25 protein-coding genes, 1 tRNA gene and 2 pseudogenes are annotated in these 26201 nt (G+C 61.9%); 12 read left to right on the plus strand and 16 right to left on the minus strand.

The genetic code is table 11. The features are described 5' to 3' along the window. The first annotated feature begins 4 nt into the window (after nt 1-4). The 3 genes and pseudogenes from lnt to ACTORR_RS18310 form a co-directional block, all read left to right on the plus strand. On the plus strand, nt 5-532 hold the full coding sequence (gene lnt / locus ACTORR_RS18300; RefSeq protein ID WP_441343754.1) for an apolipoprotein N-acyltransferase: 528 nt from the start codon (nt 5-7) through the stop codon (nt 530-532). Nucleotides 533-585: 53 nt separating this feature from the next. Beyond that, a complete protein-coding gene (lspA, locus tag ACTORR_RS18305) occupies nt 586-1107 on the plus strand; it encodes a signal peptidase II (RefSeq protein ID WP_008930575.1) in 522 nt (173 codons plus the stop codon). A gap of 128 nt (nt 1108-1235) precedes the next feature. Then, nucleotides 1236-2046: pseudogene (locus ACTORR_RS18310) on the plus strand (ISL3 family transposase); the annotation flags it as partial. A gap of 97 nt (nt 2047-2143) precedes the next feature. Here ACTORR_RS18310 and ACTORR_RS18315 read toward each other — a convergent pair. Then, a pseudogene (locus ACTORR_RS18315) lies at nt 2144-2266 on the minus strand (integrase); the annotation flags it as partial. Nucleotides 2267-2324: 58 nt separating this feature from the next. Between ACTORR_RS18315 and ACTORR_RS18320 the strand changes: the two are divergent. Continuing rightward, nucleotides 2325-2615: a hypothetical protein gene (locus ACTORR_RS18320; protein ID WP_009686180.1), complete on the plus strand. Its 291-nt coding sequence runs from the start codon at nt 2325-2327 to the stop codon at nt 2613-2615. On the opposite strand, the gene ACTORR_RS18325 is transcribed toward ACTORR_RS18320, so the two are convergent. The 9 genes from ACTORR_RS18325 to ACTORR_RS18365 all read right to left on the minus strand — a co-directional run bounded on the left by ACTORR_RS18325 (nt 2612) and on the right by ACTORR_RS18365 (nt 10836). After that, complete coding sequence (locus ACTORR_RS18325) at nt 2612-3856, minus strand: tyrosine-type recombinase/integrase (RefSeq protein ID WP_009686181.1); 1245 nt, start codon at nt 3854-3856, stop codon at nt 2612-2614. The two genes, ACTORR_RS18320 and ACTORR_RS18325, sit on opposite strands and share 4 nt — an antisense overlap. A 187-nt stretch (nt 3857-4043) precedes the next feature. Continuing rightward, nucleotides 4044-5144: a redox-regulated ATPase YchF gene (gene ychF / locus ACTORR_RS18330; RefSeq protein WP_441343755.1), complete on the minus strand. Its 1101-nt coding sequence runs from the start codon at nt 5142-5144 to the stop codon at nt 4044-4046. Nucleotides 5145-5166: 22 nt separating this feature from the next. Next, on the minus strand, nt 5167-5751 hold the full coding sequence (gene pth, locus ACTORR_RS18335; RefSeq protein WP_009686183.1) for an aminoacyl-tRNA hydrolase: 585 nt from the start codon (nt 5749-5751) through the stop codon (nt 5167-5169). A gap of 81 nt (nt 5752-5832) precedes the next feature. Then, nucleotides 5833-6432, minus strand: a complete 600-nt coding sequence (locus tag ACTORR_RS18340; RefSeq protein WP_099815031.1) for a 50S ribosomal protein L25/general stress protein Ctc — start codon at nt 6430-6432, stop codon at nt 5833-5835. Between the two features lie 120 nt (nt 6433-6552). Further along, complete coding sequence (locus tag ACTORR_RS18345) at nt 6553-7494, minus strand: ribose-phosphate pyrophosphokinase (RefSeq protein ID WP_003247410.1); 942 nt, start codon at nt 7492-7494, stop codon at nt 6553-6555. A 48-nt stretch (nt 7495-7542) separates the two neighbouring features. Continuing rightward, a tRNA-Gln gene (locus tag ACTORR_RS18350) sits at nt 7543-7617 on the minus strand. A gap of 20 nt (nt 7618-7637) precedes the next feature. Then, entirely contained in the window at nt 7638-8498 is an 861-nt protein-coding gene (gene ispE, locus ACTORR_RS18355; protein ID WP_054887458.1) for a 4-(cytidine 5'-diphospho)-2-C-methyl-D-erythritol kinase, read from the minus strand. Nucleotides 8499-8501: 3 nt separating this feature from the next. Continuing rightward, entirely contained in the window at nt 8502-9119 is a 618-nt protein-coding gene (gene lolB / locus ACTORR_RS18360) for a lipoprotein insertase outer membrane protein LolB (protein ID WP_054887459.1), read from the minus strand. Nucleotides 9120-9123: 4 nt separating this feature from the next. Then, on the minus strand, nt 9124-10836 hold the full coding sequence (locus ACTORR_RS18365) for a tetratricopeptide repeat protein (protein ID WP_099815029.1): 1713 nt from the start codon (nt 10834-10836) through the stop codon (nt 9124-9126). A gap of 1350 nt (nt 10837-12186) precedes the next feature. Here ACTORR_RS18365 and hemA point away from each other — a divergent pair. From hemA to ACTORR_RS18395, 6 genes are all read left to right on the plus strand, one after another. Further along, entirely contained in the window at nt 12187-13464 is a 1278-nt protein-coding gene (hemA, locus tag ACTORR_RS18370; RefSeq protein WP_054887461.1) for a glutamyl-tRNA reductase, read from the plus strand. Then, nucleotides 13461-14543 carry a peptide chain release factor 1 gene (prfA, locus tag ACTORR_RS18375; RefSeq protein ID WP_054887462.1) on the plus strand — a complete coding sequence of 361 codons (1083 nt, stop codon included), beginning with the start codon at nt 13461-13463 and terminating at the stop codon, nt 14541-14543. The genes hemA and prfA overlap by 4 nt, the downstream gene beginning before the upstream one ends. Then, complete coding sequence (gene prmC / locus ACTORR_RS18380; RefSeq protein WP_054887463.1) at nt 14543-15373, plus strand: peptide chain release factor N(5)-glutamine methyltransferase; 831 nt, start codon at nt 14543-14545, stop codon at nt 15371-15373. Before prfA ends, prmC begins: the two co-directional genes overlap by 1 nt. After that, nucleotides 15367-16122, plus strand: a complete 756-nt coding sequence (locus tag ACTORR_RS18385) for a molybdopterin-synthase adenylyltransferase MoeB (RefSeq protein ID WP_054887464.1) — start codon at nt 15367-15369, stop codon at nt 16120-16122. The genes prmC and ACTORR_RS18385 overlap by 7 nt, the downstream gene beginning before the upstream one ends. Next, nucleotides 16115-16912 carry a glutamate racemase gene (murI, locus tag ACTORR_RS18390; protein ID WP_054887465.1) on the plus strand — a complete coding sequence of 266 codons (798 nt, stop codon included), beginning with the start codon at nt 16115-16117 and terminating at the stop codon, nt 16910-16912. Before ACTORR_RS18385 ends, murI begins: the two co-directional genes overlap by 8 nt. 103 nt (nt 16913-17015) lie before the next feature. Then, the gene (locus tag ACTORR_RS18395; RefSeq protein ID WP_054887466.1) at nt 17016-17534 is read left to right on the plus strand and encodes an acyloxyacyl hydrolase; all 519 of its coding nucleotides are present in this window, start codon (nt 17016-17018) and stop codon (nt 17532-17534) included. A 60-nt stretch (nt 17535-17594) separates the two neighbouring features. Here the strand turns inward: ACTORR_RS18395 and ACTORR_RS18400 are convergent, their stop codons facing one another. From ACTORR_RS18400 to ACTORR_RS18420, 5 genes are all read right to left on the minus strand, one after another. Continuing rightward, complete coding sequence (locus tag ACTORR_RS18400) at nt 17595-18293, minus strand: SDR family oxidoreductase (protein ID WP_313365319.1); 699 nt, start codon at nt 18291-18293, stop codon at nt 17595-17597. Then, entirely contained in the window at nt 18290-19732 is a 1443-nt protein-coding gene (phrB, locus tag ACTORR_RS18405; RefSeq protein WP_313365320.1) for a deoxyribodipyrimidine photo-lyase, read from the minus strand. Before phrB ends, ACTORR_RS18400 begins: the two co-directional genes overlap by 4 nt. Continuing rightward, entirely contained in the window at nt 19723-20622 is a 900-nt protein-coding gene (locus ACTORR_RS18410; protein WP_262109854.1) for a MerR family transcriptional regulator, read from the minus strand. The genes phrB and ACTORR_RS18410 overlap by 10 nt, the downstream gene beginning before the upstream one ends. Beyond that, a complete protein-coding gene (locus tag ACTORR_RS18415; protein ID WP_313365321.1) occupies nt 20612-21580 on the minus strand; it encodes a YbgA family protein in 969 nt (322 codons plus the stop codon). Before ACTORR_RS18415 ends, ACTORR_RS18410 begins: the two co-directional genes overlap by 11 nt. A 107-nt stretch (nt 21581-21687) precedes the next feature. Then, nucleotides 21688-22674 (minus strand): NAD(P)/FAD-dependent oxidoreductase, encoded by a 987-nt coding sequence (locus ACTORR_RS18420; protein ID WP_054887471.1) that lies wholly within the window; start codon nt 22672-22674, stop codon nt 21688-21690. 187 nt (nt 22675-22861) lie between these two features. On the opposite strand from ACTORR_RS18420, the gene ACTORR_RS18425 reads away from it, so the two are divergent. Further along, nucleotides 22862-23767: a TIGR01777 family oxidoreductase gene (locus ACTORR_RS18425; RefSeq protein WP_054887472.1), complete on the plus strand. Its 906-nt coding sequence runs from the start codon at nt 22862-22864 to the stop codon at nt 23765-23767. 13 nt (nt 23768-23780) lie between these two features. Beyond that, entirely contained in the window at nt 23781-24794 is a 1014-nt protein-coding gene (hemH, locus tag ACTORR_RS18430) for a ferrochelatase (RefSeq protein ID WP_313365322.1), read from the plus strand. A 130-nt stretch (nt 24795-24924) separates the two neighbouring features. On the opposite strand, the gene ACTORR_RS18435 is transcribed toward hemH, so the two are convergent. Then, entirely contained in the window at nt 24925-26199 is a 1275-nt protein-coding gene (locus ACTORR_RS18435; protein ID WP_054887474.1) for a uracil-xanthine permease family protein, read from the minus strand. Nucleotides 26200-26201 lie beyond the last annotated feature (2 nt).

Below are 26201 nucleotides of genomic sequence, written 5' to 3' on the forward strand. Positions count from 1 at the left end.
CCTGGTGCCCTTCGGTGAATATGTTCCGTTTCGGGATCTTTTGGGGTCGGCCCTCGACGTGCTCGGGGCGCCCATGTCCGACTTCACACCGGGACGGGAAGCGCACGTCCTGAATGCAGCAGGGGTGCCCGTAGGGGCACTCATCTGCTACGAGGCGGTCTTTGGTGCCGAAGTCACTGAGCTTCTGCCCGAAGCGCAGTTACTGGTGAATGTCAGCAACGATGCCTGGTTCGGCAGCTCGCTCGGCCCCCTCCAGCATTTCCAGATGGCACGCATGCGTGCCATCGAAACCGGACGTGACCTTCTTCGAGCCACGAACACCGGTATCACAGCAGCCATCAATCATGAGGGCAAAGTGCTCAAGCGTGCTCCGCAGTTCGAAGTGGCCACCCTCAGCGCCGAAGTGACACCGCGAACTGGCGCGCCCCCTTATGTGCGCTGGCGGGATTGGCCTGTCCTTGGCCTGACCGCACTCGGACTCGGCCTGCTCCTGCTCCGTCGAATTCGTCGGCATCATCGGTTGGGTACATGACGCTTGTTATTTAGCAGCGAGCAAATTCTAGATTGGGTCAGGAGGAAGGGGATATGTCTACTTATGGCAGTCGGCTCGCAGAGAAAGCCCACGAGCCGGGAAAGGCGATGCGCTGGCTGTGGCTCTCGCTCCTGTTACTGTTTGTCGATCAGGCGAGCAAGTACCTTGCCAGCACCATGCTAGCGCATGGTGAAAGCGTGCCTGCCGCACCCTTCTTCAATTGGGTCCACCGCCACAATACGGGGGCGGCCTTCAGCTTTCTCGCGGATGTCGGCGGTTGGCAGCAGCCGCTTTTCATCGGACTGGCCCTGGTTATCTCGATATTACTGGTGTACTGGCTTTGGCGTTCACCACGCGTACTGAGTTATCGGCTCGCCCTCAGTGCGATCCTCGGCGGCGCGTTGGGCAATGTCGCAGATCGCTTGCGGTTAGGCTACGTAGAGGATTTTCTCGATTTTCACTATGCCCAGTGGCACTGGCCATCGTTCAACCTAGCGGACGTATGGATCTTCCTCGGTGTCGCCCTCTTTATTTGGGCGGAAATACGACATCAACCAGGCAGCCGCCGCCGCTGAATCGCCTAGCGTCTTCGCTATCGCATGCTTGACTTCCGGAATAGGCGCGTCCTGGGCCTTGATAAGGCGGCACGCCTTCATGAGCCAGCTGTACGTTCCTGATGCACGACTGCTGCCAAGGGCTCTGCTGCATCCTAACCAATCTGGAAGAGCGCACCCTGCTGGACCTGCTACCCGGTCGTCAGCAAGAGAGGGTGACAAGACGCCTCATGAGCATGGCCAACCGCCACCAGGTCGAGATCGTCAGCATGGACATGTGGAAGCCCTACCGCCGCGCCTTCCAGACGGTGCTGCCACAGGCCCGTATCGTGGTCGATAAGTTCCACGTCGTGCGCATGGCCAACGAGGCCTTAGAGAAGATCCGCAAAGGCCTAAGGAAGGAGTTGAAGCCCAATCAGCGCCGGACCCTCAAAGGTGACCGGAAAATCCTGCTGAAGCGCGCTCACGACGTTTCAGACCGCGAACGGCTCATCATGGAGACCTGGACAGGAGCATTCCCCCCAGCTCTTGGCGGCTTACGAGCGCAAGGAGCGCTTCTACCATATCTGGGACTGTACCAATCGGCGTGGTGCCGAACAGGCTCTCGCCACCTGGATTGACAACATCCCTCAGGGGCAGAAGGAGGTTTGGAAGGATCTCGTCAGCGCCGTCAGTGGCTGGCGTGAAGAGATGCTGACCTACTTTGAGACCGACATCCCGATCACCAACGCTTTCACGTAGTCGATAAACCGCCTAGCCAAGGACAAAAACCGTGATGGCCGGGGCTATTCGTTCGAGGTAATGCGAGCCCGGATGCTCTATACCACCAAGCACAAGAAGAAGGCGCCACAAGTCAAGGAATCCCCGTTTCTGGGCAGAGCCACCATGACCTACAACATGGGACTCCCCGAGCCTGAGAAGAACTTCGGTGTCGATCTATCAACCTTCTGGAAGGACTAAGGGTTGGATGGGGCTGGAAGGCCCATCAACCACTTAATCCGGATACCCGATTTTATGTCTGGGCGGTTATGCGCTCTGGTCGGCAGCAGACCATCCATCAGTGTATCGAAACGACCTTTCTGTCCCGCTTTTCCTTGATAGCCGACATCGCAAGGTTGCCGGCAGCTGCTTGCTGGATGTGCTCGCTCCACCCGGCCATCATCGGGCGTCTGCGCTCAACTCAGTAGTGCCTGTTAAGCGGCTCGTTTATAGTCCTCTGCTTCGACATGGGAGGAAATATGCAAGTTAAGCCAGTAGGTCAGCTCGTTTTTGAGGTAAACCGCGTTCCGCATCAAATTTCTGCCAGCAAACTGTCCCAGGGGGATCAGAAAAAGCAATCAGGCCTGAAAAATAAAGATGGCTCGGAGGAGTGGTCAGTAACCTTCACAGCTGAGTCGGAGTTCGGCCAGTTTGTTTGGGTTGTGTCCTTTACCTTAGGCAATGAGGGGCTCGATGTTGATGATTCTGATATGGTTAAAAAGCCCGAAGGTGTAAAAGTGGTCACGGACGTGTCTTTCAAGTCAGTCTAAGGGTTTTCCTTTTTCCAGCTGTCCAGCATGTCCGCCCATCTCTGCATCATCATGGCTCGATCACTCAAATACTCGGCATGGTTGTAGGTGCGGCGGACAGCGTTTTGCTCGGTATGGGCGAGCTGTCTTTCGATCCAGTCTGCTGAATAGCCCATCTCATTGAGTCTGGTGCTGCCCGTTGTCCTCGTGGCATGCGGGCTGTATTTACCTCCCCAGCCTAGTGTGTTGAGCATCTGGCGGAATGAGGCCGCAACCATTGGGCGGGTGCGTACGTCGCGGTGAGGAAATACGTGGGTGTATTTTCCTGTTATGGAATGCAGGCCTCGCAGTATTTCGACTGCCTGTCGCGGCAGTGGCACTGTGTGATCTTTGCGCTTTTTCATCCGTTCGGCGGGAATGCGCCAAAGCGCCTTCTCCAGGTCAAACTCTGCCCATTGAGCCTCTACAGCTTCATTGGGGCGGCAAAGAGTCAGCCACATGAGCTGGAAAGCGCAGAGGGTCTCATGGCGCCCGCCGTGAGATTCGACATCGCGTAACAGTTGGCCAATTTCTTCGGTGGAGAGAGGGCGTTTGTGCTGAGTCTTGTTAGCTGGCAGGGCTTTTCGAACGGGGTGTACCGGGTCGGTGCTGGCTCGCAGCGTGGAAATTGCCAGCTCGAAAACTCCGGACATGCTCCGCTTGGCTTCCTGGGCAACAGATGGGCCATTGTCTTGAGTAGCTGCTCTGAGCACTTCCAGAATGTGCACGGGGGTGATGGCCTTAATCGGCAGATCGCCTATTTTGGGAAAAACGACGCGTTCAAGCATGTTGAGTCGTCTGGACTTGGTGATCTCCTCCCAGTCCTTCAGTGAAAGCCACTCTTTGGCGACGGCTTCAAACGTAATGGCCTTCTCGTGGTCGCGCTTCACCCGCTCCTGTTGCCGGTGGTGCGCGGGATTGATGCCCTGTATGACTAGGGCGCGGGCTTTCACGCGCTCATCGCGTGCCTCCGCAAGAGTGAAGCGGCGCCCTTTGCGGCGCTCTTCGGCGTGCTCGGGTGATTCCCCTTTGGGCGCGATTACATAGCCCCCAATCGCGAACACGCTTTCCTTCCTGCCGGTTCCGTCGTTCAGCTCGAACCGATAGCGCCATGCCTTAACCCCGTTAGGCTTCACCTCAAGGTAAAGGCCATTGCCATCTGTGAGCTTGTAGGGCTTTTCCTTGGGCTTGGCGGTACGGCACTCGGTATCGGTAAGCGGCATGGCTGCTCAATCCTGTTATACCCGGTTATATGGGTGGGTGAATTTTTCGATACCCGGTAGCGTACCCGGTAAATATGTGGATCGTATAGATTCTTGTCGGACCTTTTCGGAAAAGAAAAACCCCTTGAGGCTTCATTCCTCAAGGGGTTCTGTGTCCGGTAAGGTCCGGTGAAATACAAGTTGCTGTTTAGACGTTGAAGCGGAAGTGCATCACGTCGCCGTCTTTGACGATGTAGTCCTTGCCTTCCAGGCGCCATTTACCGGCTTCCTTGGCACCGCTTTCACCCTTGAACTGGATGAAGGCGTCATAGGCGACCACTTCGGCGCGGATGAAGCCTTTTTCGAAGTCGGTGTGGATCACTCCAGCGGCCTGCGGGGCGGTGGCGCCGACGCGTACGGTCCAGGCGCGCACTTCCTGCACGCCGGCAGTGAAGTAGGTCTGCAGGTTGAGCAGCTCGTAACCGGCGCGGATCACGCGGTTCAGGCCAGGCTCTTCCAGGCCCAGGGCCTCGAGGAACATGTCCTTCTCTTCGCCGTCTTCCAGCTCGGCGATTTCCGCCTCGATCTTGTTGCACACCGGCACCACGACCGCGCCTTCTTCCTCGGCGATGGCCTTGACCACGTCCAGGTGCGGGTTGTTGTCGAAGCCGTCTTCGGCGACGTTGGCGATGTACATCACCGGCTTGCTGGTCAGCAGGTGGAAGCCACGGATCATGGCCTTCTCGTCGTCAGCCATGTGCTTCATCAGGCTGCGCGCTGGTTTGCCTTCGGTGAAGTGCGGGATCAGCTTCTCCAGGATCGCCTTTTGCGCCAGGGCGTCCTTGTCGCCGCCCTTGGCGTTGCGAGCAACTTTCTGCAGTTGCTTCTCGCAGCTGTCGAGGTCGGCGAAGATCAGTTCGAGGTCAATGATCTCGATGTCGCGCTTGGGGTCGACGCTGTTGGAAACGTGGATCACGTTCTCGTCTTCGAAGCAGCGCACCACGTGGGCGATGGCGTCGGTCTCGCGGATGTTGGCGAGGAACTTGTTGCCCAGGCCTTCACCTTTCGACGCACCGGCCACCAGGCCTGCAATGTCGACGAACTCCATGGTGGTCGGCAGGATGCGGTTAGGCTTGACGATTTCCGCCAGCGCCGCCAGGCGCGCATCGGGCATCGGCACGATGCCGCTGTTCGGCTCGATGGTGCAGAAAGGGAAGTTCTCCGCCGCGATGCCAGACTTGGTCAGGGCGTTGAACAGGGTGGACTTGCCGACGTTGGGCAGGCCGACGATGCCGCAATTGAAACCCATGGGTATTCCCCTCTCTAGGAAATCAGGCCTTCTGGCTGTGCAGCTCGCGCATGGCCTTGGCGAAGTCGCCAGCCAGCACGTCCGGCAGCACGCCGAGGGCAAAATCGATGCTGGCGTCGAGCTTCTCCTGCTCGGCGCGCGGCGCGCGGCCCAGGACGAAGTTGGAGACCAGTTTGGCGTCGCCCGGGTGGCCAATGCCAAGCCGCAGGCGGTGGAAGTCGTTCTGGTTGCCGAGCTGCGCGATGATGTCGCGCAGGCCGTTGTGCCCCCCATGGCCGCCGCCGCGCTTGAGCTTGGCAACGCCCGGAGGCAAGTCGAGTTCGTCGTGTGCCACCAGGATCGCTTCCGGCTTGATGCGGAAGAAATTGGCCAATGCCGCCACGGCCTGGCCGCTGCGGTTCATGTAGGTGGTGGGGATCAACAGACGAACGTCGTTGCCTTGATGGCTGAACTTAGCCGTCAGGCCGAAATACTTCTTGTCAGCGGTCAGCGATACACGCTGGGCGCTGGCAATGCGTTCAACGAAAAGAGCCCCTGCGTTATGCCGGGTCTGTTCGTATTCGGGGCCGGGGTTACCCAGGCCAACGATCAACTGGATGGCGGTCACGTCAGGGGCTCTTCCTTGGAGTTGGTGGGTTACAGGGCGCGGGGCGCACTGTAACCCGATCAACACCGGCGCGCGAGTGGATTACTCGGCAGCGCCTTCTTCAGCAGCTTCGGCGGAAACGCGCGGAGCGTGAACGTTGGCAACAGCTTTGTCATCACCGTGGGCCAGAGCAACGAACTCTACGCCTTTCGGAGCTTTCAGGTCCGACAGGTGGATGATGGTGCCGATTTCGGCGTTGGCCAGGTCGACTTCGATGAACTCTGGCAGGTCCTTGGCTTCGCAGGAAACTTCGATCTGCGATTCGACGTGCGAGATCTCGCCGCCTTTCTTGACCGGTGCTTCTTCGTTGATGAAGTGCACTGGAACAACAGCGGTCAGCTTCTGGCCGGCAACGACGCGAACGAAGTCGGCGTGCATGATGAAGCCTTTGGCTGGGTGGCGCTGCATGGCCTTGACGATGACGTTCTGCTTGGCGCCGTCGACGTTCAGTTCGATAACGTGGCTGAAGGCAGCTTCGTTTTCGAACAGCTTGGCGATTTCCTTGGCCACGATGGTCAGGGATTGAGCTTCTTTATCGCCACCGTATACAACGGCAGGGATGCTGGCGGAGTGACGCAGGCGGCGGCTCGCACCTTTCCCCAGGTCAGTACGCGCTTGGGCGTTCAGGATGAAATCAGTCATTTTGCTTCTCCAAAATAGCCTCCCGAATGGCGTTTGCGACCAGCGCCAGACGGGGATGGCAAAAAAGCCCCGCCCCAACACATGCTGGGGCGGGGCGCTTCACATCAACACGCGTTCCGCTTAGCGGAACATCGCGCTGATCGATTCTTCGTTGCTGATGCGACGGACCGCTTCAGCGACAACCGGTGCGATATCCAGCTGGCGGATACGGTCACAGGCTTGAGCAGCGGCAGACAGCGGAACGGTGTTGGTCACCACCAGCTCGTCCAGTACCGACTTCTCGATGTTCTCGATCGCGCGGCCCGACAGGACAGGGTGCGTGCAGTAGGCGTAAACCTTGGCAGCGCCGTGCTCTTTCAGGGCTTTGGCCGCGTGGCACAGGGTGCCGGCGGTGTCGACCATGTCGTCTACCAGGATGCAGGTGCGCCCTTCGACGTCGCCGATGATGTGCATGACCTCGGAGTGGTTAGCCTTTTCACGGCGTTTGTCGATGATACCGAGGTCGACGCCCAGGGACTTGGCAACGGCGCGTGCGCGCACAACGCCACCGATGTCCGGGGAAACGATCATCAGGTTCTCGAAACGCTGGTCTTCGATGTCGTCGACCAGTACGGGCGAGCCGTAGATGTTGTCGACCGGGATATCGAAGAAGCCTTGGATCTGGTCAGCGTGCAGGTCGACGGTGAGAACACGGTCGATACCCACGACAGTGAGCATGTCAGCAACGACTTTGGCGCTGATGGCTACACGTGCCGAACGCGGACGGCGGTCCTGGCGGGCATATCCGAAGTACGGAATCACGGCGGTGATTCGGGATGCTGAGGAGCGGCGGAAGGCGTCGGCCATCACTACCAGTTCCATCAGGTTATCGTTGGTCGGGGCACAGGTCGGCTGAATAATGAAGACGTCTTTACCGCGGACATTTTCATTGATCTCAGTGCTGATCTCACCGTCGGAGAATTTACCGACAGAGACGTCACCGAGAGGGATATGCAGCTGACGTACGACACGCCGAGCCAGATCGGGGTTAGCGTTCCCCGTAAAGACCATCATCTTGGACACGCGCAGTACCTGAAGGCTGAGGGTATACCTGGATGAGTATAAGGAAAATGGCAGGGGCGGCTGGATTCGAACCAACGCATGGCAGGATCAAAACCTGCTGCCTTACCGCTTGGCGACGCCCCTGTATCTGTTGCTGCGAACGCTTATGCGCTCGACTTCTTGACCAGACTTTGCAGCTTGCGATGCAACATCGAAATATTGCTTCCTTTCGCCACAAACCCTGTTTGGGTCGCTGAAAGAAGGGCCAGAACTTTATCAGCTTCGGCTTTGCTTGGGAAGGCCCCAAACACACAACTTCCAGTGCCGGTTAGTCGAGCCTCTGTGAATTTACCCAGTGAATTCAGCGCGTTGCGAACTTCCGGATAATTCTGCTCTACCACCGGTTGGCAGTCATTTCGACTGTTTCCCTTGGGAACGGGGCGCATCTTAAGGGGGAGGGAATCACGTGTCAACTGTGGATGTGAAAAAATTTCTACTGTGCTGACAGACACTTGCGGCACCAGGACGACATACCACGGCTCTTCCGGGTCGACCGGGGTCAGTTGCTCACCGACGCCCTGGGCAAAGGCGGCATGGCCACGGACGAACACCGGCACATCGGCGCCCAGGCTCAAGCCCAGCGCGGCCAGGCGGTCTTCGTCCCAGTCCAGCTGCCACAGGTGGGCCAGCGCCAGCAGCGTGGTCGCCGCATCCGAGCTGCCGCCGCCGATACCGCCGCCCATGGGCAGTACCTTGGTCAGCCAGATATCGGCACCCAGCCGGGTGCCGGACTGTTCCTGCAATTTACGCGCGGCGCGCACGATCAGGTTGCTGTCGTGGGGCACGCCTTCGATTTCGGTATGCAGGCGGATCACGCCGTCTTCGCGCAGGGCGAAGCTCAGCTCGTCGCCATGGTCGAGAAACTGGAACACGGTTTCCAGCTCGTGGTAACCGTCGGCGCGGCGACCGATGATGTGCAGCCACAGGTTGAGCTTGGCCGGGGCGGGCAGGGTGAGCGTGTGCATGGATCAGTGCCCCAGCTGGCGCGGTTGCCAGTCCTTGACCACCAGGGTCACGTCGAGGTCTTTGCCATGCAGCTTCATGCGTTCCGGCAGCCAGTAGCCGTTCTGCTCGGTATAGCTCAGGTACTGAACCTGCCAGCCATCCTGGTCGAGGCTGGCCAGGCGGCTGTCGCCATCCAGGGTCAGCTTGCTCTTGCTGTCGGGGGCGGGCAGGCCGCGTACCCACCAGACCAGGTGCGAGACCGGCAGCTGCCAACCGAGCTGTTCTTCCAGCAGGGCTTCGGGGCTGCCGGCTTCATAGCGGCCCTGGTTGGCCACTTCCAGCACCACGCCACCCGGGCGGCCAGTCAGGCGAGCTGCGCCACGGCCGAGCGGGCCGGCCAGGCGGATGTCGTAGTAATCCTGGCGTTGCAGCCAGAACAGCGTGCCGCTGCCGGAGTCGCGCGGGGCGCGGATGCCGACCTTGCCGTTGATCTGCCAGCCGTCGAGGCTGCTCAGCTGCTCTTTGTGGGCGCGCCACTGCTGTGGGTCGCCGTGGCCCTGCAAGGCCTCACGGCTACCGAAGCCGGCACAGCCGGCCAGCAGGGCGATCAGGGTGAAGGTGATGCAATGGCGCAGAAACATGGCGTTAAAGAGTCTCGGATCCGGTCAGGCGCAGGAGGGTCTTGCGCAGGATGGGGCTGTCGGCCTGGGCTTCGAAGCCCTTGGCCCAGACCTGGCGGGCTTCGCGGCGCTTGCCGTTGGCCCACAGGACTTCGCCCAGGTGAGCGGCCACTTCGTGGTCGGGGAAGCGAGCAAAGGCCTGGCGCAGGTAGTCTTCAGCCTCTTCGAGGTGGCCCAGGCGATAGTTGATCCAGCCCATGCTGTCGAGCACGGCTGGGTCGTCCGGGGTCAGCTGGTGGGCCTTGTCGATCAGTGCCTTCGCTTCGTCGTAGCGGGTGGTGCGGTCGGCCAGGGTGTAGCCGAGGGCGTTCAGCGCCATGGCGTTGTCCGGCTCGCGGGCGATGATGGCGCGCAGGTCTTTTTCCATCAGCGGAAGGTCATTGCGCTTTTCGGCGAGCATGGCGCGGGTATAAAGGAGGTTGAGGTCGTCCGGGTAGCGCTTGAGGGCTTGCTGCAGCACCTGGTCGGCCTGGGCGTCCTTGTTGTTGTTGCTGTAGCTTTCCGATTCGATCAGGTACAGCTGCACCGCGTAGTCCGGCTGCGCCTCGCGGGCCTCGGCGAGCAGGCGCGAAGCCTCGGTGCCGCGGCCGTTGGCGATCAGGATGTCGGCTTGGCGCAGTTGCGCCGGCAGGTAATCCGGGCCGTTGCCGACCAGGGCGTATTCGCGCAGGGCGCCGGCCGGGTCATGGCGCTCTTCGGCGATGCGGCCCAGGTTGAGGCGGGCGGCGTCGACGTTGCTGTCACGCTCGATCAGCTCGCGCAGGTAGACCTCGGCTTCATCCCAGTCCTTCATCTCCAGGCACACCAAGGCCAGGGAGTAACGCGCTTCGTCATCATCCGGGTACTGCTGGACCAGGCTGAGGAATTCGGCCTTGGCGTCGGCCATGCGGTCCTGTTCGACCAGGGTGCGCGCATAGGTCAGGCGCAGGCGCTTGTCATCGGGGTTGTCACGGATTGCCCCGCGCAGCAACGGCAGCGCTTCCGGCCCACGGTCCAGAGCCTGGAGCAGGCGGGCGCGCAACAGGATCGGGGCGATTTCGCCATTCTGCGCCGGGTGCGCTTCGAGCAGGTCGAGGGCTTGCTGGGCCTTGCCGTCCTGGTTCAGCAGCAGCGCCTTGCCGAACACCAACTGGCTGTTGTCCGGGTATTTGACCAGCAGGCGATCGAAGCTCTGCATCAGGCCGTCGCGGGTGCTCTGGTCGGTTTCGGCGGCGGACAGGGCAAGGAAGTCGAAGTGGGTGTCACCCTGGCCTTGCAGCACCTTCTCCATATAGGTCATGGAGTCGTCGTAGCGGCCGGCGCGGGCCAGCTGAATGGCGGCGGCGCGCTGGGCGTCGAGGTTGTCCGGGTCGTTCTTGGCCCAGATCAGTGCGCTGTCCAGCGCCGGCTCGTCGGCGCCGAGGTACTCGGCAATCCGGTACGCGCGCTCGGAAACGCCCGGGTCCTGGGTCTTCTCGGCCTGGTCGGCGTAGTTGGCCAGGGCGATGTCGAAGCGGTTGCGCTGGCCGGCCAGTTCGGCCACCAGCAGGCTATAAAGAGTGTCTTGCGTGAACGACCCATACACCACGGGCTTCTTCGCCTCGGCCTCGGCGGCGGGAGGCTCGGCCTTTTGCGGGGCCAGGCTCTGGCAGCCCTGGAGCAGGGCGAAGGCAAGCAGCAGTGCGTAGGGTCTGTTCATAGAGAGGCTTAAAAAGACTAACCGGCGGTCGGAGCATGATGACACAAGCGCGAGGGCAAACCCACCTGCGAAGGTCGTGGTTTACAGCTTGGGTGGTGCTAGGTCGGACAGCGGGGTAGGTGAGAGGTTCGGTGGTGTAGATCGCTCCGTTGATTCGGCTATTTAACGGGAAACAGGAAGTGGGAGAGCACGAGCGCAGAGAGCAGCGTCAGATGCAAGGCCAGCAGGCAAAGAAGAATGCGTCGATGCTTTCGGGGGAAAGCCTTGACCTCCTCTGCGTTAGCGAGTCCTCGCCATATGAACAATTTGGGGGTTGCCAATACTACCGATATGGAACCAGTGCGTATCAGCTTTCCTGGCAGGCCCGCGAACCTGTAGATTTTTCTGTTATCTATGACGTATTTGCAATTTGATAGAAAAGACTCAAAAAGCTCGGTGTATTTTTGAGCAACGTAGCACTGGGTAATGAATGTGAGTGCCATGGGGACAATGATTGAAATCCCCACTATTCCCGGTTCCCAGGTCGTATTCACTTCAGGCTTTCCCGATATAGAAATTCACCGAAGGATTTGCCCTTTTCTCCAGCGTAATCACCAGCAGATTTTCCTCCTATAGCTCCTCCCGCAACTGCGCAAGCAAGTGTGCCTGTCCCACCACTGGCGACGCCCAGAACTGCGCACACCGCTGGGCCAATATATGCGCCAGCATATGCTCCAGCGCTAGCACCTGCTAAACCACCAACCAAAGATGCAGTCTCGACGAACTGCGCTCTGCTGCATTCCTCCTCTCTCCCCAAGGTACAGGCCTTCTGAATCTCGAGTCCCGTAGCTCCCACTCCGAGTGCTACACCGATATAGCTGCCATTCTTGATCAGGCGCGCAGCTTTGCCCACCCCGGCAACCTTATCCGCATACCCCGAAATTTCGGACTTGGCCCGGTCAGTGATTGGCAGGCTAGGCACCGATATCGGGAAGGCAATAGAGGGACATCCATTTGGGAAATGGACTACAAGATTGTGGATAACTTTGCCTTAGATGTGTCGGGAAGTTTCATTGACAGGTGCTAATTGTAGGAAATATTCCCTTGTGACTTATGGACGCTCGGAGCGGAGAGTGTCACGAGGGGAGGCGACTGGGGGATTCGCTTCTCCTGCTCTGGCCTTTTCGCGGGCATGCCCGCTCCCACAGATTTTGCGCTTGCCTTGGCGGTGGGGTTTTTTCGGGCGGGGCGTGGACAGGGCTCCCTGGGGCCAGGTTGGTCCGCCCTATCACGACAATAGCGAACGGTGGTTGTTCTAAAACCTGCGAAAGAGGACAATTATCGGCTTCTCGTCACAACCAGCGACCTTGCATGGCCTTTCTTGCACTTGGTATCAACCATAAGACTGCCTCGGTAGACGTACGCGAGCGCGTGGCGTTTACCCCAGAGCAGCTGGTCGACGCCCTGCAGCAGCTCTGCCGACTGACCGCCAGCCGTGAGGCGGCGATCCTGTCGACCTGCAACCGTAGCGAGCTTTATATAGAGCAGGACCACCTGTCCGCCGACGCCGTTCTGCAATGGCTGGCCGAGTATCACCGGCTGAGCCTGGACGAACTGCGCGCCAGCGCCTACGTCCACGAAGAGCACGATGCGGTGAAGCACATGATGCGGGTCGCCTCCGGGCTCGATTCGCTGGTGCTCGGCGAACCGCAGATCCTCGGTCAGATGAAGTCCGCCTATGCGGTGGCGCGTGAGGCCGGCACCATCGGCCCGCTGCTCGGGCGCCTGTTCCAGGCTACCTTCAGCGCCGCCAAGCAGGTGCGCACCGACACCGCGATCGGCGAAAACCCGGTTTCCGTGGCCTTCGCTGCGGTCAGCCTGGCCAAGCAGATCTTCAGCGACCTGGGCCGCAGCCAGGCCCTGCTGATCGGTGCCGGCGAAACCATCACCCTGGTCGCCCGTCACCTGCATGAACAAGGTGTGCGCCGCATCGTCGTGGCCAACCGCACCCTGGAGCGGGCGAGCATCCTCGCCGAGCAGTTCGGTGCCCATGCCGTGCTGCTGGCCGACATCCCGCAGGAGCTGGCCAACAGCGATATCGTCATCAGCTCCACAGCCAGCCAGTTGCCGATCCTCGGCAAGGGCGCGGTGGAAAGCGCGCTGAAGCAGCGCCGGCACAAACCGATCTTCATGGTCGATATCGCCGTCCCGCGTGACATCGAGCCGCAAGTGGGCGAACTCGACGACGTCTACCTGTACACCGTAGATGACCTGCACGAGGTGGTCGCGGAAAACCTCAAGAGCCGCCAGGGTGCAGCCCAGGCCGCCGAAGAGCTGGTTTCGGTGGGCGCCGAAGATTTCATGCTGCGCCTGCGCGAACTGGCCGCGGTCGATGTGCTGCGCGCCTACCGCCAGCAAAGCGAGCGCCTGCGCGACGAAGAACTGCAAAAGGCCCAGCGCCTGCTGGCCAATGGCGGCAACCCCGAAGAAGTATTGGCGCAACTGGCCCGGGGCCTGACCAACAAACTCCTGCATGCCCCTAGCGTGCAGCTGAAAAAGCTCTCGGCCGAGGGCCGCCTCGATGCGCTGGCCATGGCCCAGGAACTCTTTGCCCTCAACGAGGGCTCGACGGACAAATCCCCGCAATGAAAGCGTCGCTGCTGAACAAACTGGAGATTCTCCAGGACCGCTTCGAGGAACTCACCGCGCTGCTCGGTGACGCCGAAGTGATTTCCGACCAGACCCGCTTCCGCGCCTATTCCCGCGAATATGCCGAAGTCGAGCCGGTTCATGCCGCCTACAAAGAATGGCGCAAGGTGCAGGACGACCTTGAAGGCGCCCAGGCGCTGCTCAAGGACGCTGACCCCGACCTGCGCGAAATGGCCGTTGAAGAAGTGCGCGAAGCCAAGGAGCAGCTGGTCGAACTGGAGTCCAACCTGCAGCGCATGCTGCTACCCAAGGATCCCAACGATGGCCGCAACGTATTCCTCGAGATCCGTGCCGGTACTGGCGGTGACGAAGCGGCGATCTTCTCTGGCGACCTGTTCCGCATGTACTCGCGCTACGCCGAGAAGCGCGGCTGGCGCCTGGAGATTCTCTCCGAGAACGAAGGCGAGCACGGCGGTTACAAAGAGATCATCGCCCGTGTCGAAGGCGACAACGTGTACGGCAAGCTCAAGTTCGAGTCTGGCGCGCACCGTGTTCAGCGGGTGCCGGAAACCGAATCCCAGGGCCGTATCCACACCTCGGCCTGCACCGTTGCCGTGCTGCCCGAGCCTGACGAGCAAGCGGCAATCGAGATCAACCCGGCCGACCTGCGTGTAGATACCTACCGTGCCTCGGGTGCCGGTGGTCAGCATGTGAACAAGACCGACTCGGCGATCCGCATCACCCACTTGCCCACCGGCATCGTGGTCGAGTGCCAGGAAGAGCGTTCGCAACACAAGAACCGCGCCCGCGCCATGTCCTGGCTGTCGGCCAAGCTCAATGACATGCAGACCAGTGCCGCGCAGAACGCCATCGCCAGCGAGCGCAAGTTGCTGGTCGGCTCCGGTGACCGCTCCGAACGCATCCGTACCTACAATTACCCACAGGGACGGGTGACCGATCACCGCATCAACCTGACCCTGTACTCCCTCGACGACATCCTTGCCGGTGGCGTGGAGGCCGTCATCGAACCGCTGTTGGCCGAATACCAGGCCGACCAGCTGGCTGCCCTGGGGGACTGATGACCATCATTGCCAGCCTCCTGCGCAACGCGCAGCTGCCGGACTCGCCCAGCGAACGCCTGGACGCCGAACTGCTGCTCGCCGCTGCCATCGGCAAGTCGCGCAGCTTCCTGCACACCTGGCCCGAGCGCATCGTCAGCAGCGAAGATGCCGAGACCTACGCCAGCTACCTGCAGCGCCGCCGGGCCGGCGAGCCGGTGGCCTACATCCTCGGGCAGCAGGGCTTCTGGAAGCTCGACCTTGAAGTGGCGCCGCATACGCTGATTCCACGCCCGGATACCGAGCTGCTGGTCGAAACCGCCCTGGAGCTGCAGCCCGCATCGCCTGCCAAGGTCCTCGACCTGGGCACCGGCACTGGCGCCATCGCCCTGGCCCTGGCCAGCGATTGCCCGGCCTGGCAGGTAACGGCGGTGGACCGCGTCGAAGAGGCCGTGGCCTTGGCCGAGCGCAATCGCCAGCGCCTGGGCCTGAGTAACGTCCGGGTGCTGGTCAGCCACTGGTTTGGCAGCCTCGCCGGGCAACGTTTCGACCTGATTCTCAGCAACCCGCCATACATCCGCGCTGAAGACCCGCACCTGGTCGAGGGCGACGTGCGTTTCGAGCCCAGCAGTGCGCTGGTGGCTGGTAGCGATGGCCTTGATGACCTGCGGGTGATCGTCGCCCAGGCGCCTGAGCACCTGGTGCCGGGTGGCTGGCTGCTGCTCGAGCACGGTTACGACCAGGCGACGGACGTGCGTGCCCTGTTGGCCGCACAAGGCTTCACCGAGGTGGCCAGCCGCAAGGACCTGGGCGGCCATGAGCGTATTTCACTGGGGCGTCTGCCATGTTGAGCGATCAGGAGCTGTTGCGTTACAGCCGGCAGATCCTGCTGGCCCAGGTGGACATCGATGGCCAACTGCGGCTCAAGCGCAGCAAGGCATTGATCGTCGGTCTCGGTGGCCTCGGCTCGCCAGTGGCGCTGTACCTGGCGGCTGCGGGCGTAGGTGAGCTGCACCTGGCCGATTTCGACACCGTCGACCTGACCAACCTGCAACGCCAGGTCATCCATGACAGCGACAGCGTCGGCATGAGCAAAGTGGATTCGGCGCTGCAGCGGCTGCAGGCGATCAACCCCGAGATCGCGCTGGTCGCCCACCGCCAGGCACTGGACCAAGACTCCCTGGCCGCTGCTGTGGCTGCGGTCGACCTGGTGCTGGACTGCTCTGACAACTTCGGCACCCGCGAGGCGGTCAATGCGGCCTGCTTCGCAGCGGGTAAACCCCTGGTGAGTGGCGCGGCGATCCGACTGGAAGGCCAGTTGTCGGTGTTCGACCCGCGTCGTGACTACAGCCCTTGCTACCACTGCCTGTACGGCCACGGCAGCGAAGATGAGCTGACCTGCAGCGAAGCCGGCGTGATCGGCCCGCTGGTTGGACTGGTGGGAAGCCTGCAGGCGCTGGAAGCGATGAAACTGCTGGCCGGCTTCGGTGAACCGCTGATAGGCCGCCTGCTGTTGATCGACGCCCTCGGCACGCGCCTGCGTGAGTTGCGGGTCAAGCGAGACCCGGCTTGTGCCGTGTGTGGCAAGCGCGATGGCTGATCGCTCGGCGCCGGTCGGCGTGATGGACTCGGGGGTCGGCGGTTTGTCGGTGCTCGCCGAAATCCAGCGCCTGTTGCCCAATGAGTCGCTGCTCTATGTGGGCGATTGCGGTCATGTGCCTTATGGCGAAAAGTCTGCGGACTACATTCGCCAGCGCTGCCGGCGCATCGCCGAGTTCTTCCAGGCGCAAGGTGCCAAGGCAATGGTCCTGGCCTGCAATACCGCGACCGTGGCTGCGGTCGGCGACCTGCGCGAGCTGTACCCCGACTGGCCCTTGGTCGGCATGGAGCCGGCGGTCAAGCCTGCTGCCGCCGCCACCCGCTCGGGCGTGGTCGGCGTGCTGGCCACCACCGGCACCTTGCAGAGTGCCAAGTTTGCCGCCTTGCTCGACCGTTTCGCCAACGACGTGCAAGTGGTCACCCAACCCTGCCCGGGACTGGTCGAGCTGATCGAAACCGGTGACCTCGGCAGCCCGCAGCTGCGCCAGTTGCTGCTGGGTTATGTGCAGCCGCTGCTCACCGCTGGCTGCGATACCTTGATCCTCGGCTGCACCCATTACCCGTTCCTGCGTTCGCTGCTGGCACAGATGGTGCCCGCCGATGTGGCCATCATCGATACCGGAGCCGCCGTGGCGCGCCAGTTGCAACGCCTGCTGGCCGCACGCGATCTTCTGGCAGCGGGGCCGGCGCGTGATGCGGCATTCTGGACCAGCGGCGAACCGCAGGCCCTGAGAAACATCCTGCCAGTGCTGTGGCACAAGTCGGACGTTGTGCAACGCTTTCAGTTGTAAAAAAAATGTGAAAACAGCTGAACTATCGTTGCCTTGCCGATTTCTACCGATTTGCCTGACACAAGGCGAACACTAATAACAGCATCAGGAAAGGATGTTTTTCATGAGGAAGCTGATCGGTTTGGCGGCCGCTGCCGCGTTTACCCTGGGGCATGTGGTGGCAGCGCAAGCAGCCGATGTATCGTTTTCGGTGGGACAGACCGGTGATTCCACCATGGTTTACCGACTGGGCCTGCAGTCCAACTGGGATGCGAGCTGGTGGCAGACCAGCGTCGGCCGGCTGACTGGCTATTGGGACGGCGCCTACACCTATTGGGAGGGTGACGAGACGTCGAGCAACCACAGCCTTTCGTTTGCGCCCGTGTTCGTTTACGAATTCGCCGGTAATTCGGTAAAGCCGTATATCGAAGCGGGGATTGGTGTGGCGGCATTTGCCCATACCGAACTCGAGAGCAACAAGTTAGGTTCGGCGTTCCAGTTCGAAGACCGAATTGGCTTCGGCCTGCGTTTTGCCGGTGGGCATGAGGTCGGGGTAAGGGCGATTCACTATTCCAATGCGGGGATCCAGACCCCTAACGATGGTGTCGAGAGCTACAGCCTGCATTACCGCATGGCGCTCTGAGCCTGTGCCGGCCTCTTCGTGGGTTGAGCCGCGATGAGGCCGGGCCTGAGAACCCGCAACTTAGCGAGATAACGGCCACAGGCTGCTGATGTCCAGCACTTCCAGCACCAACTCCGGTTCACGCAACGCCAGACGAGCGATCAGTTCATCTGCCGCACTGTGCGGCGTCCAGGCATCCGGGACGGCCTGCACGGAGGTCACCGGCGTCTTCAGCGACTGCGGTGCCACCACGGTCAGGTCAACCCCCAGCCCTTTCAACGCCTGGCGCTGTTCTCGCGACCACTGCGGCAGATTGTTCCAGCCCGCCGAAACCTGGGTCGGTGAGTAGAGCTGCAAGGCCGAATAGCGACTGAAAATCGCCATGACCTGCGGCTGATGCCCCTTTGCCAGCAACGGCTGTGCACTGGCCAGGCAATGCTCGCCAGCCAGCTGGTTGTCAGTGACGATGGCCTCGAACACATCGCTGTCCGCCACGTCTTCGGCCAGGTAATCACTGGCCCCACCGTTGATGATCAATACGTCCAGCGAACACCAGGCATGGCATATCTGTTCTGCCGCCCTGGCGGCCGTGCCGTCTTCATGCAGTTGCCAAGGCAGGCGCAACAGCCGGCCACCATGGCGCACGGCCAGTGCGTCCAGTTCCTCGCTTCCTTTGCCACTTGCGGCAACCCGGTGCCCTTGCTCGAGCAACCGCTCCACCAAGGCCAGACCCAGTCCGTTGCTGGCCCCCGTAACCCAGAAACTACGCGAGTAATTCAAGATGCTGCCCTCTGATCCTGCCGGCGTGGTAGGCCCTTGAAGGCTTCCAGTGCACGCTGGCGACTGCTGCCGAGATCGACAATCGGACTGTGATACGAATTATTAGCAAAAAGATCGGCTGACTTCACTGGCTGGTGGATGGATTTTTCGTCCAGCCCGCGCAATTCCGGTAGCCAGTAGCGAATGAAGCGGCCTTCGGGGTCGAACCGCTGCGACTGGGAAACCGGGTTGAAGATGCGGAAATAGGGCACTGCGTCGGTGCCGGTGGAGGCACTCCATTGCCAGCCGCCATTGTTGGCGGCCAGATCACCGTCTATCAGATGGCGCATGAAGTGCCGTTCGCCCAGGCGCCAGTCGATCAGCAGGTTCTTGCTCAGGAACATCGCGACGATCATGCGCAGGCGGTTGTGCATCCAGCCGGTGTGCAGCAGTTGGCGCATGGCCGCGTCAATGATCGGGAAGCCGGTACGCCCCTCCTGCCAGGCCTTGAAATCGTCTGGCGCATCGCGCCAGGGCAGGGCTTCGGTCTGGGGGCGGAAGGCACGATGCCTGGAGACCTGTGGGTAACCCGTCAGGATGTGCTTGTAGAACTCGCGCCAGAGTAATTCGTTGATCCACGTCTGCACGCCGCTGCTGCCACTGTCGAGCTCGCCGCGGTTGCTGGCCAGCGCTGCGTGCAGGCATTGGCGGGGCGAGATCACGCCAGCAGCCAGGTAGGCAGAAAGTTGGCTGGTGCCAGGTTTGGCCGGGAGGTCGCGCAGGTGCGCATAGTCTTCGACCGTTTCATCGATGAAGCGGGCAAGCCGCGCCTGCGCCTGGTCTTCACCGGCGGGCCAGTAATCACTCAGCGCAACGGCGGGCTTGTCGAAGCCATCGATATGCCGCGGGATCGGGTCGCTGGCGATATCCAGTGGCTGCTGGCGCTTCACCCGCGGGGCCAGTGTCGGCAGGCTGCGGTGCAGGTGTTCCAGGCAGACCTTTTTGAACTGGGAAAAGACTTGGAAGTAGTCACCGTTGCGAGTCACGATGGTGCCCGGGCGGAAGAACAGCTGGTCCAGGTAGCTGTAAGCGCGCACACCGGCATCCTCCAGCAGCTTGCGCGTGGCTGCATCACGCTGCTCCTCGTTGATGCCGTATTCGTCGTTCCAGTGCACCGCTTCGATGTTGTGCCGCCGGCACACGTCGAGCAGGGTTGCCGGCGCCTGGTCCCACGTGTCGATCTTGCGCACCAGCAGTGGAATGTTCAGTTGCTCCAGTGCCTGGCGCAGCTGGCGCAGGTTGCGCAGCCAGAAGTCGACCTTGCAGGCAGCGTCGTCGTGGGCCTGCCATTGGCCGGGGCTGGCCAGCCACAAGGCCACGGTCGGGCCGCGTTCGCAGGCGACGCTGAGGGCGGAGTTGTCGTCGATGCGCAGGTCGCTGCGCAGCCAGATCAGTTGCATGGGGCACTCGTCTCTACAGGCTGGCGCACATTGCCTTGCAGCACACGCAATGCCGCCTGCGGGGTATCGAACAGGAAAAGGTCGGGCAGATCGAAAGCGTGCAGCTCGGCTTGGTGCAGGGCGAGGGTGGCGCCGCCCAGCAGCTTGGTCACACCGATGCCCTGCAAGGTCCGCTGCAAGGTGCTGGCATCGATGCGTGGGCCAAGGTGCATCAGCACGGCCCAAGGTTGCAGGGTGGTCACGGCACGTTGTAGCTGCGCGCCGCCCACCGGTTGTTCAAACACCTCTACGGGGATGCCGTTGCTGCTTAGCAGCCAGGCGCACAGCCACAGGCTTGGGTCGAACGGGCGCTCGCTGTCTTCGCAGAGCAGCACGGCCGGCCCCTGCAACGATTGATTGTCGTGATACACCCGAGCCCCTAGCTTGCTGCGTAGCCAGGTATGGAAAAACACCTGTTCGAGGCGCGCGTTGAAGTGGCTGCGCCAGCGCACCGCGAGGGATGCCAGCAGTGGCAGCAGCAACTGTTCGCACAGCGTCACGGCGGGGTATAACGCCATCACCTGGTTCAGTTGCTGGTCGAGACTGCGTTGGGAAAGGTGGGCAATGGCTTCGATCAACTGCAGCTGGCGCGGCTGCCAGTCGCCCATCGGCGCACGCTTCACCGGTTGATCGAGCAGCTCACGAACCTGACCGACCGAAGCACCACGTTCAAGCCAGCCGAGTATCGCCTGAACCCGTTCGAGCTGGTCTTGCCCATACAAGCGATGCCCTTTGGCGGTGCGTTGCGGCTTCAGCAAGCCATAGCGACGCTCCCAGGCGCGCAAGGTGACCGGGTTGACGCCGGTGCGCCGGGCCAGCTCGCCAATCGGCACGAGCGTTTCAGACAGCATTGCGCAGCCCCAGGCTGTCAGGGTGGGGCTGCAGGTAAGTCTGCTGTTGCAGGTAAGGATCGGGATGCTTGCGCAGGTGATGCTTGAGCAGCGTCAGTGGCACCACCAGCGGTACTTCACCTTGCTGGTACTGACCGATGAGGTGCTGCAGCTCAGCTTTGTCCTGCTGTGTCAGCGAGTCCTTGAAGTAGCCGCTCAGGTGCTGCAGGACATTGCCGTGGGTACCCCGGCTGGCGCAACGCCGTAGCGCTTGCATCAGCTGGCTGAAGTAGCGAGCCCCGATCTGCTCGGGGTCATCCTCCCGACTCATGCTGCCCAGCAGGCGGCCGAGCTGGCGGTAGGCCTGGGGATTGTTGGCCATCAGCAGGTACTTGTAGCGTGAATGGAAACGCACCAGGGCGCCACGGCTCAACCCTTGCGCCAGCAATTGCTGCCAGTCGGCGTAGGCGTAGACGCGGCTGATGAAATTTTCGCGCAGCACCGGATCGTGCAGGCGTCCTTCCTCCTCGACCGGCAGGTCCGGGCGACGGGCGCAGAAGGCAGCGGCATAGGCCCCCATGCCGCCTTGCGGCGCAGGATAGCCGTTTTCCTGATAGACCTTGACCCGCTCCAGGCCGCATGAGGGTGACTTCTGCATGAAGATGTAGCCACAGATGTCATCGAGCTCATTGGCCATCTGTTCGCCATAGTTGCGCAGGGGAGCGGTCAGGTCGGTCTCCGGGTTGCGCGTGCCGACCACGGCGGGTTGCGAGGGGTCGCCGACCAGGCGGATCGGGTCGCGTGGCACGCCCAGGCCGATGGCGACTTCAGGGCATACCGGCAGCCAATCGAAGTGCGCTTGCAGTTGTTCACGGCACAGGTCGGAAGCCTTGTGCCCGCCGTTGTAGCGCACGCTATGGCCGGTCAGGCAGGCGCTGATGGCAATGCGGGGCTTAGATGCGGGTGCAGGATCTGGCATGGCTGTCTCCGAAAACTTGTACAAAGAATCTATCGCGTACAAGTTTATTCCAGCACAGCCGGGAAGTTATGCAAACTAGTATTTTTGTATAGCGCTGCCGCGCGACGTTAGTCCAGGTGCTCCAACAGCCGCCGCGCAGCTTCCTGGCCACTGAGCCAGGCGCCTTCGACACGGCCTGACAGGCACCAGTCGCCACAGGCATAGAGGCCTTGGTCGGCATCGGCCAGCGCACCCCATTCGTGATTGCTGGTTGGCCGCGCATACAGCCAGCGGTGGGCCAGGGCGAAGCTCGGGGCCGGGACCACGCAGCCGATCAGCTCGGCGAATTCACCCCGCAGGTGCTCGATCACTTCTTCCTTGGCCAGGTCGATGTGCTGCCTGCTCCAGTCGGATGTGGCATGCAGCACCCAGGTATCGAGATGTTCTTCGCGGCCGGGTTTGCTGCGGTTACGGGCCAGCCAGTCGAGTGCGCTCCCTTGCACGAAGCAGCCTTGCATCGGCGTATCCAGCGCTGCCTGGAAGGCCAGGGCGACGGCCCAGGTCGGTTCCATCTGCACCCCGGCTGCCACGGCCGCGAGCTTCGGCGTGGCGGCCAGCAATTGGGTGGCCTGGGGCGCGGGTACGGCGATCACCACGCGGCTGAACGGGCCATGGCTGCAACCTTCGGTGTCCTGCAGGTGCCAAAATTGCTTGCCGCGGAACACTTCGGCGATACGGCAGCCGAAGTTCACCGTGACGTCCTTGAGCAGGCCGCGGGTGATGGCGCTCATGCGGGGCACGCCTACCCAACGGGTCTGTTCGTCGGGAGAGGGGGTCAGTTCACCGTCCCGGTAGTTGTACAGCTGGGGCTTCCACTGCGCGGCCCAGCCGGCAGCCACCCACTGCTGCACCTGCTCGACGAAGCGCCGGTCACGGGCGGTGAAATACTGCGCACCCAGGTCCAGTGCGCCGGCTTCGCTGCGCTTGCTGGCCATGCGCCCGCCGCTGCCATGGCCTTTGTCGAACAAGTGAACGGACTGCCCGGCCTTCTGCAGGGCCTGGGCGGCGGACAGGCCGGCGATGCCGGCACCGATGATGGCAATAGGTACTGTCATGATGGCCTCTTCGAACCTTGCTGTAGGCAGACTACGCTGTCAGGCAAACCTGTACAATGTACAATTTCTGTATAAGGTTATTCCGCTTCATAGGCAACTTGGCCTAGGGTTATCCGAGAGCGATAGGTCTGGAAAAGTGCCTTGTTCTTAAAAATAGACCATGGCCGCACGCTGCGAGGACACAGGCATGCATATATTGCTGACAGGTGGTACCGGGTTGATCGGCCAGCACCTTTGCCAGTACTGGCTGGGCAAGGGGCATCGCCTGACCGTGTGGAGCCGGCGCCCTGAACACGTCTCGCGATTGTGTGGCAGCGGGGTGCGCGGCATTGGCCGGCTGGAGGATCTGGGCCCTGATGAGCAGGTGGATGCAGTGGTCAATCTGGCCGGTGCGCCGATCGCCGATCGGCCCTGGTCGGCCGCGCGCCGCAACCTGCTGTGGGCCAGCCGCATCACCCTCACCGAGCAGCTGCTGGCCTGGCTGGGCAACCGTGAACAGCGCCCGGAGGTGCTGATTTCCGGTTCCGCCGTAGGCTGGTATGGCGATGGCGGCGAACGCGAACTGACCGAGGCCTCTGCGCCGGTTCGCGAGGACTTCGCCAGCCAGCTGTGCATCGCCTGGGAAGAAACCGCCCAGCGCGCACAGCAGCTTGGCATTCGCGTGGTGCTGGTGCGCACCGGGCTGGTACTGGCTAGCGACGGTGGTTTCCTCTCGCGCCTGCGCTTGCCGTTCAAGCTGGGGCTGGGCGGGCCGTTGGGGAATGGCCGGCAGTGGATGCCGTGGGTGCATATCGACGACCAGATCGCCCTGATAGATTTTCTCTTGCAGCACAAGGATACCAGCGGTCCCTATAATGCCTGCGCACCAGAGCCGGTGCGCAACCGCGATTTCGCCAAGGCCCTGGGGCGCACGCTGCATCGGCCTGCATTCATGCCGATGCCCGGCTTGCTGCTCAAGGCCGGTCTCGGCGAGCTGTCGACCTTGCTGCTCGGCGGTCAGCGAGCGCGCCCGGTGCGCTTGCTGGCGGCAGGCTTCACTTTCCGCTTCAACGATCTGCAATCGGCCCTGGGCAACTTGTCCAGCCGCCTCTGACAAAGGACGCTGCATGACCGATCACGCTTTACTGCTGGTTAACCTGGGTTCGCCGGCCTCCACCTCGGTGGCCGATGTGCGCCGCTACCTCAACCAGTTCCTCATGGACCCCTACGTGATCGACTTGCCCTGGCCGGTGCGACGCCTGCTGGTGTCGCTGATCCTGATCAAGCGCCCGGAGCAGTCGGCGCACGCCTACGCCTCTATCTGGTGGGATGAAGGCTCGCCACTGGTGGTCCTGACCCGTCGCCTGCAGGCGGCGATGGTCGAACACTGGCCACACGGGCCGGTGGAAATCGCCATGCGCTACGGTGAGCCGGCGTTGCCCGAGGTGCTGGCGCGTCTGGCTGCACAAGGTGTGCGTAAAGTGACCTTGGCGCCGCTTTATCCGCAGTTCGCCGACAGCACGGTCACCACGGTGGTGGAACAGGCAAAGCAGACGTTGGCCGAGCGCCAGCTGCCGTTGCAGTTGCGCGTGCTGAAGCCGTTCTACGACCATCCTGAGTACATCAACGCGTTGGTCGCCAGCGCCCGGCCTTACCTCGAGCAGGACTTCGACCATCTGTTGCTGAGTTTCCATGGCTTGCCGGAGCGGCACCTGAAGAAGCTGTACCCGGCCGGCAAGCACGATCTGCGTTCAGCCGACTGCTGCCGCGATGCCAGCGCCGAAGTGCGTGCCGTGTGTTACCGCGGGCAGTGCCTGGCTACGGCCAAGGCCTTCGCGGCGAAGATGGGCATTGCGGATGGCAAGTGGTCGGTGTCGTTCCAGTCGCGGTTGGGGCGTGACAAGTGGATCGAGCCTTACACCGAGGCGCGCCTGGACGAGCTGGCCAAAGCCGGGGTGAAGAAGCTGCTGGTGATGTGCCCGGCGTTCGTTGCCGATTGCATCGAGACGCTGGAAGAGATCGGCATGCGTGGCAGCGAGCAGTTTGTCGAAGCGGGCGGCAGGGAGCTGGTGCTGGTGCCGTGCCTGAATGATCACCCGGAGTGGGTGAAGGTGCTGGCGGGGATGTGTGAAAAGGCCTGAGTGGTGCTAAGTCTGATCCGGCCTCTTCGCGGGTAACCCGCTCCCACAGGTACTGCACATGCATCAGGGCAGTGGTGAACCTGTGGGAGCGGGTTTACCCGCGAAGAGGCCAGGTCAGGTCAAGGCCGGATCAAGGCAATTGATCATCCAGCTTCTTGTGCTTCCAGCCGTCATTGCCCGGCAGGATCAGGTTCAGGGCGATGGCCACGAGGGCACACAGCGCAATACCCTTCAGGCCCCAGTCATCCGGGCCGTCGCCACTGCCGATCAGCACGCCGCCGATGCCGAACACCAGGGTCACTGAAACGATCACCAGGTTGCGCGCTTCGGCCAGGTCGATCTTGTGGCGGATCATGGTGTTCATGCCCACCGCCGCGATCGAACCGAACAGCAGGCACAGAATGCCGCCCATGACCGGCACCGGGATGCTCTGCAGCAGCGCGCCGAACTTGCCGATGAAAGCCAGGGTGATGGCAAAGACTGCCGCCCAGGTCATGATCTTCGGGTTGTAGTTCTTGGTCAGCATCACCGCACCGGTCACTTCGGCGTAGGTGGTGTTGGGCGGGCCGCCGAACAGGCCGGCAGCGGTGGTGGCCAGGCCGTCACCCAGCAGGGTGCGGTGCAGGCCGGGTTTCTTCAGGTAGTCGCGGCCGGTCACACTGCCGACTGCAATCACCCCGCCAATGTGCTCGATCGCCGGCGCCAGGGCGACCGGCACGATGAACAGAATTGCCTGCCAGTTGAACGCCGGTGCGGTGAAGTTGGGGATTTCCAGCCAAGGTGCGGCGGCGATCTTGGCGGTGTCGACCACGCCAAAGGCGAACGACAGGGCAAAGCCCACCAGCACGCCGGCAATGATCGGTACCAGGCGGAAGATGCCCTTGCCGAACACCGCGACGATCAGGGTCGTCAGCAGCGCAGGCATGGAGATCAGCATCGCGGTCTTGTATGGCAGCAGCACGCTGCCGTCACCGGCCTTGCCCATCGCCATGTTGGCGGCGATCGGGGCCATGGCCAGACCGATGGAAATGATCACCGGGCCGATGACGACCGGCGGCAGCATGCGGTCGATGAAACCGGTGCCCTTGATCTTCACCATCAAGCCCATGAAGGTGTACACGAAGCCTGCGGCCATCACGCCGCCCATGGTCTCGGCCAGGCCGAACTGGCCCTTGGCGAGGATGATCGGGGTGATGAAGGCAAAGCTCGATGCCAGGAATACCGGTACCTGGCGGCCGGTGACCAGTTGGAACAGCAGGGTACCGATGCCGGCGGTGAACAATGCCACGTTGGGGTCGAGGCCGGTGATCAGCGGCATCAGCACCAGCGCGCCGAATGCCACGAAGAGCATCTGCGCGCCCGAGACGACCTGGCGCCAGAGCGGGTCGTTGAAGCCGTCCTGCATGG

The organism is Pseudomonas sp. SAR267, assembly GCF_052077595.1.
GTDB classification, from domain to species: domain Bacteria; phylum Pseudomonadota; class Gammaproteobacteria; order Pseudomonadales; family Pseudomonadaceae; genus Aquipseudomonas; species Aquipseudomonas vlassakiae.

Bases quoted from the DNA above. Each gene is read 5' to 3' on its own strand.
- ACTORR_RS18320 (WP_009686180.1), top strand. From the start codon at position 2,325: ATGCAAGTTAAGCCAGTAGGTCAGCTCGTTTTTGAGGTAAACCGCGTT.
- ACTORR_RS18420 (WP_054887471.1), bottom strand. From the start codon at position 22,674: ATGACAGTACCTATTGCCATCATCGGTGCCGGCATCGCCGGCCTGTCC.
- ACTORR_RS18435 (WP_054887474.1), bottom strand. From the start codon at position 26,199: ATGCAGGACGGCTTCAACGACCCGCTCTGGCGCCAGGTCGTCTCGGGC.
- ACTORR_RS18415 (WP_313365321.1), bottom strand. From the start codon at position 21,580: ATGCCAGATCCTGCACCCGCATCTAAGCCCCGCATTGCCATCAGCGCC.
- murI (WP_054887465.1), top strand. From the start codon at position 16,115: ATGGCTGATCGCTCGGCGCCGGTCGGCGTGATGGACTCGGGGGTCGGC.
- hemA (WP_054887461.1), top strand. From the start codon at position 12,187: ATGGCCTTTCTTGCACTTGGTATCAACCATAAGACTGCCTCGGTAGAC.
- ACTORR_RS18410 (WP_262109854.1), bottom strand. From the start codon at position 20,622: ATGCTGTCTGAAACGCTCGTGCCGATTGGCGAGCTGGCCCGGCGCACC.
- prfA (WP_054887462.1), top strand. From the start codon at position 13,461: ATGAAAGCGTCGCTGCTGAACAAACTGGAGATTCTCCAGGACCGCTTC.
- prmC (WP_054887463.1), top strand. From the start codon at position 14,543: ATGACCATCATTGCCAGCCTCCTGCGCAACGCGCAGCTGCCGGACTCG.
- ispE (WP_054887458.1), bottom strand. From the start codon at position 8,498: ATGCACACGCTCACCCTGCCCGCCCCGGCCAAGCTCAACCTGTGGCTG.
- ACTORR_RS18385 (WP_054887464.1), top strand. From the start codon at position 15,367: ATGTTGAGCGATCAGGAGCTGTTGCGTTACAGCCGGCAGATCCTGCTG.
- phrB (WP_313365320.1), bottom strand. From the start codon at position 19,732: ATGCAACTGATCTGGCTGCGCAGCGACCTGCGCATCGACGACAACTCC.
- ychF (WP_441343755.1), bottom strand. From the start codon at position 5,144: ATGGGTTTCAATTGCGGCATCGTCGGCCTGCCCAACGTCGGCAAGTCC.
- ACTORR_RS18425 (WP_054887472.1), top strand. From the start codon at position 22,862: ATGCATATATTGCTGACAGGTGGTACCGGGTTGATCGGCCAGCACCTT.
- ACTORR_RS18325 (WP_009686181.1), bottom strand. From the start codon at position 3,856: ATGCCGCTTACCGATACCGAGTGCCGTACCGCCAAGCCCAAGGAAAAG.
- ACTORR_RS18395 (WP_054887466.1), top strand. From the start codon at position 17,016: ATGAGGAAGCTGATCGGTTTGGCGGCCGCTGCCGCGTTTACCCTGGGG.
- ACTORR_RS18340 (WP_099815031.1), bottom strand. From the start codon at position 6,432: ATGACTGATTTCATCCTGAACGCCCAAGCGCGTACTGACCTGGGGAAA.
- ACTORR_RS18365 (WP_099815029.1), bottom strand. From the start codon at position 10,836: ATGAACAGACCCTACGCACTGCTGCTTGCCTTCGCCCTGCTCCAGGGC.
- lolB (WP_054887459.1), bottom strand. From the start codon at position 9,119: ATGTTTCTGCGCCATTGCATCACCTTCACCCTGATCGCCCTGCTGGCC.
- hemH (WP_313365322.1), top strand. From the start codon at position 23,781: ATGACCGATCACGCTTTACTGCTGGTTAACCTGGGTTCGCCGGCCTCC.
- lspA (WP_008930575.1), top strand. From the start codon at position 586: ATGTCTACTTATGGCAGTCGGCTCGCAGAGAAAGCCCACGAGCCGGGA.